At 73.2% G+C, this 3370-nt stretch carries 3 protein-coding genes; all 3 read right to left on the bottom strand.

The window, feature by feature from the left end; genetic code table 11:
• Positions 1 to 221: 221 nt before the first annotated feature.
• Positions 222 to 1238, bottom strand: a complete 1017-nt coding sequence (locus AC08ON_RS09990; RefSeq protein ID WP_476606658.1) for a polyprenyl synthetase family protein — start codon at positions 1236 to 1238, stop codon at positions 222 to 224.
• A complete protein-coding gene (gene hpnE, locus AC08ON_RS09985) occupies positions 1235 to 2944 on the bottom strand; it encodes a hydroxysqualene dehydroxylase HpnE (protein WP_476606659.1) in 1710 nt (569 codons plus the stop codon). The genes AC08ON_RS09990 and hpnE overlap by 4 nt, the downstream gene beginning before the upstream one ends.
• Positions 2941 to 3370: squalene/phytoene synthase family protein (locus AC08ON_RS09980; RefSeq protein WP_476616830.1), on the bottom strand; the 430-nt coding region annotated here is incomplete at its 5' end. The genes hpnE and AC08ON_RS09980, both read right to left, overlap by 4 nt.

The following is a 3370-nucleotide window of genomic DNA, read 5'->3' as shown; positions in this document are numbered from 1 at the left end:
GCGGTGGCGAGGACCGGGAGATCCCGTAAGCGTCGGGCGTGGCGGGCGCGGGAATGTTAACGCGCTTCGAGCTCTTCGCGGCCTTTGGAGCAGCCGGGGACGGGTCCGAGGTCAGGCTCATCGACGACTCCCCTCGTCGTACATGCGATGGTCATGAAGACGATCAACGTGCTGATCGCCGGGCCGGGCGGGAACGGCGACTGCACTCACCTGTCGTCTCCTCAGCGGTCTCGTTCGGTCACGAAGCGCGCGAGGGCCAGCAGTTCCGCCTCGATCTCGGCGGGCATCGACAGCGAGCGGAGCACGTTCTCGCAGGCCTTCAGCTGGCCGTCGGCCTCGGCGGTGGTCCAGTCCCGCCCGCCGGCCCGCTCGATCAGGTCCGCGATGTGCGTCAGCTCCGCCTCGGTGGACTCCCCGGTGCCGGTGAGGAACGCCCGCAGCTCCTCGGCCTCGGCTCCGCCGGCCTCCAGGGCCACCACGACCGGCACCGACTTCTTGCGGGAACGCAGGTCCGACAACACCGGCTTGCCGGTCACCGAGGGATCACCCCAGATACCAAGCAGGTCGTCGATGAGCTGGAACGCGGTGCCGAGCCGGGAGCCGTACTCGGCGAGGGCGTTGACCATGTCGTCACCGGCCCCGGCGAGCACGGCGCCGAGGGAGGCCGAGCAGGCCAGCAGAGCGCCGGTCTTGCCGTCCTCCATGTGCAGCGTCTCGGCGACGCTGACGTCCGACCGTTTCTCGAACATCAGGTCCTCGGCCTGGCCACGGACGAGGTCCTGGACGCCCGCGCCCAGGATCAGCGCCGCACGACGGCCGGGCTCCCCCTCGACCTCCAGCAGAACCTGGGTCGCGAGGCCGAGCAGCGCGTCCCCGGCGAGGATCGCGCCGTCGGCACCGAAGATCGTCCAGGCCGTGGGCCGGTGGCGGCGCTCGGTGTCGCCGTCCATAAGATCGTCGTGCAGCAGCGAGAAGTCGTGCACCAGCTCAACGGCGACCGCTGCCGGCAGCCCGGTCTCCGCCGGGGCGCCGGCGGCCTGCGCCGACAGCAGCGCCAGCGCCGGGCGTACCAGCTTGCCCCCGCCGCCGGACAGTGGCGCGCCCTCGGCGTCGACCCAGCCGCGGTGGTAGGCGACGACGTGACGAAGTCGTGGGTGGAGCCGATCCACCGTGGCGCGCAAGGCAGGCACGGTGAGGGTCCGCCCACGCTCGATCGCATCCGGAACCGTCATGGTCATACCGGGAATCCCCCTGTGGATGTGTGCCTTGGCTGGCCGGACGGAAGCGGCCGGACGACCGCCGCCGATCCGGCGGGAACCGCGTTGTCCCCTCGTGGATCCTGTGGATCCCGCACCTGCGCGGCCGTGGCGCCGCCGCCCGGTGCGCTCACCGATTCAGTGCCTACCGGTACCGACTCACCCACCTGCTCGGGGAGCCGTCCGTCCGTCCTTCGGGCCTGCAGGCCCGGCCCGCGTGGCTCGTTGACGTCGACCCCCATACCGGCCAGGTTCTCACGGACAGCAGTGAGTCCGCTACGCACGGCCGACTCCATGGTTGCCGGCCATCCGGTGTCGGTCCAGGTCCCGGCCAGGGCGAAGCCGGTCAGGCCGGTCGACGCGCCCGGACGCAACGCGAGCGAACCGGGCACCTGCCGGAAGGTCGCCGTACGTTCCCGAGTGACGAAAACCTCCAGCGGCCCGGCCGCCCGCGCGGCCGGGAACAGCCGGGCCATCTCCTCGACGAACAGGGTCCGCAGCTCGTTCGCCGGACGATCGACCCATGGCTCCGCCGCGGACTGCGATAGCGCCAGGTACTGGGCACCGGGCGGGCCGGCGGCGGCGAGCCCGGAGGAGACCGTGCGATCGAAGATCCATTGAATAGGCGAGTCGACCACGGCCAGGAACGGGCCGTCGATCACCGGTCGAGGATAGATCATGTGCACGTTGATGATCGGCGATTCGCCGAGCTCACGCAGCCGGGCCGCCTCGGGTTCGGCGCCGGCCGGCAGAAGGGACGCGGCGGCGGGCGGCGGCACCGCGAGCACGACCGCGTCCGCCCGCAGCACGCCGCGGTCGTCGGTGCCGGGCACCGCCGCGCCGCGACCGGTCCCGCCCGCGGTGACGGCCAGCTCCCATCCGCTGCCCGCGGCGGTGATGGACCGGACCTTCACCCCGGTGCGCACGTCGGCGCCGGCCGCGGTGAGCGCCTCCATCGCCGCGTCGCCGTGCAGTCGGGACAGGGGGACCTCGGCCCAGCCGAGGTCACCGGCGGCGGCGCCTTCCAGCAGACCGGTCCGCACGACCTTGGCTGCGAGGCCGAGGGATGCGCCGGCGGCGGGCACGTTCAGCGTCGCGACCGTCAGCAGTTCCCACAACGCCTTCGTCGCCGCGGGGCCCTGGCCGTGGGTGGACAACCAGGTGCCGAACGACTGCTCGTCCACCGCCGGGGAGCGCTGGTCGAGCCGCCCGAGCTGAAACGCCGCGAGCCCGGCCCGCAGCCGTTCGGCGATCGGCAGCGCCTGGTATCCCAGCAACGCCGGGGCCAGGTGCAGTGGCGCCGGCAGCGGGACCCTCGTCCGGCGCAGCCGGGTCCGGGTCAACGAGTCGCCGAGCAGCACCGGCACGTCCAGCCGGGACTGCAAGGTGGTCAGGTGTTCGACGCCGAGTCGCTGCAGCAGCCCACGGTAGGCCGTGCAGCACCGCATGAACACATGCTGGCCGGTGTCGATCCACAGCTGCCCGCGCCGGAACGACGTCGTCGCCCCGCCGAGGCGGGGACGCGCCTCCAGCAGGGTCACGCGGGCCCCGCTGTCCACGGCCAGCAGCGCCGCGGCCATACCCGCGAGCCCGCCGCCGACGACGGCGAGATGCGGGCGTTCGTCCGTCCGCCCGGCGGGCCGCGTCCCCCGTGCCGGCGCGACGTCCGCACCGCCACCCGTGGTCATGCCGCCCTCATCTCGGGCCGCCCCGCGAGGCTGCGGGCGGCGACGACCGCCTTCTCCCAGCCGGGCAGCGCCAGCCGGCGATCGAGCACCGCGGACGGATCGGTCTTGATCCGCCGGTTGAGCCGCAGGTAGATGCCGGCCATCGCTCCACAACAGGCCGCGCTGCGCCGGTCGAGCAGGTCGAGCAGGACGAGCCCACGCCCATACCACTCCTCCGCTCGCCGCGCCGACGTCCGCAGGTACGCGATGAGCGCGTCGGGGGGGCCGCCGAGGCGACCGGTCGCGTCCACCTCGAGTTCGACGCCGGCGGCCTTCAGCTCCTGGCGCGGCAGGTAGATCCGGCCGCCGAGCAGGTCCTCGCGCACGTCCCGGAGGATGTTCGTCTGCTGGAGTGCGACCCCGAGGGCGTCCGCGACCCCCGAGGCG

It is taken from the genome of Frankia sp. CoWAU3 (assembly GCF_977971855.1).
This window is presented reverse-complemented; position numbering and strand designations above follow the sequence as displayed.

Excerpts from the sequence above, each read along its gene's own strand:
- hpnE (WP_476606659.1), bottom strand. The coding sequence starts at position 2,944 with ATGACCACGGGTGGCGGTGCGGACGTCGCGCCGGCACGGGGGACGCGG.
- AC08ON_RS09990 (WP_476606658.1), bottom strand. The coding sequence starts at position 1,238 with ATGACCATGACGGTTCCGGATGCGATCGAGCGTGGGCGGACCCTCACC.